Source organism: Aerococcus sp. L_32 (assembly GCF_050689315.1).
The window spans coordinates 1-997 of the sequence record NZ_JBOEQF010000630.1 but is presented as its reverse complement, the minus strand read 5'-3'; the positions used below and the strand labels follow the sequence as shown (position 1 = coordinate 997).

The 997-nt window shown below is 37.9% G+C and carries 1 protein-coding gene; it reads right to left on the bottom strand.

Features of this window, described 5'->3' with window-relative positions; all coding sequences use genetic code 11:
- A partial coding sequence (locus tag ACRCJ0_RS15285; RefSeq protein ID WP_431391055.1) for a family 1 glycosylhydrolase occupies positions 1–935 on the bottom strand: 935 nt, incomplete at its 3' end.
- Positions 936–997 lie beyond the last annotated feature (62 nt).

The window sequence follows — 997 nt, the reverse complement described above, 5'->3', positions numbered from 1 at the left end:
TAAGAGAAACCTAAGTAATCAACTTTACCATTTTTCAGAATTTCTTCATCACCATCTAAGAATGGAATTTCAATACCGTTACGTTCAAATTCCTTTAATGAATAATTTGGATAGTACCCGCGCACTTGCACATCTGGGAAGAAGTAACGCATACGCATAGTTTCTTCAGCTAAGAAGACGTTGGCTGGATCACCAGTTTTTGGATAAACTGGCACGTGTGAAACCATGGCACCAATTTCAAAATCAGGATTAATTTTTTTACCTGCTGCAACAGCTAAAGCTGAAGCAATTAAAGTATGGTGGGCTGCTTGATACATGACTTGTTCAGGATTTTCACCCTCTTCAACAGTCACACCTGCATTTGTCCACAAGAATACAGGATTTGAATAATCCATCATATTGTTGATTTCGTTGAAAGTCATCCAGTATTTCACTTTATCTTTGTAGCGTTCAAAGACAGTTTCAGCAAATCGTACAAAGTGGTCAACTACTTCACGGTTTTTAAAACCACCGTAATTTTGGGCTAAATTCAATGGCATCTCAAAATGCGTTACTGTAATGACTGGTTCGATATCATATTTTAATAATTCATCAAAGAAATCATCGTAGAATTGTAAACCTGCTTCATTTGGTTCTGCGTCATCTCCATTAGGGAAAATACGTGTCCAGTTAATAGATGTACGGAAAGCTTTTAAGCCCATTTCAGCAAATAGCTTCACATCTTCTTTGTAGTGACCATATAAGTCAACTGCTTCATGGTTAGGATAGTATTTATCTTCTTCAACTGTTTTTGTAATTTCACGTGGTTGGTTAGGGCCACCAGCAGTCATTACGTCGGCAACACTTGGGCCTTTGCCGTCAGCATTCCAGCCACCTTCAGCTTGATGAGCAGCGATTGCGCCACCCCATAAGAAATCTTTTGGTAATTTTGCCATGATTGATAAACTCCTTTATAAATTTATTTGGTTAATTGAATCAAAGTTTGACCATCTTCAGC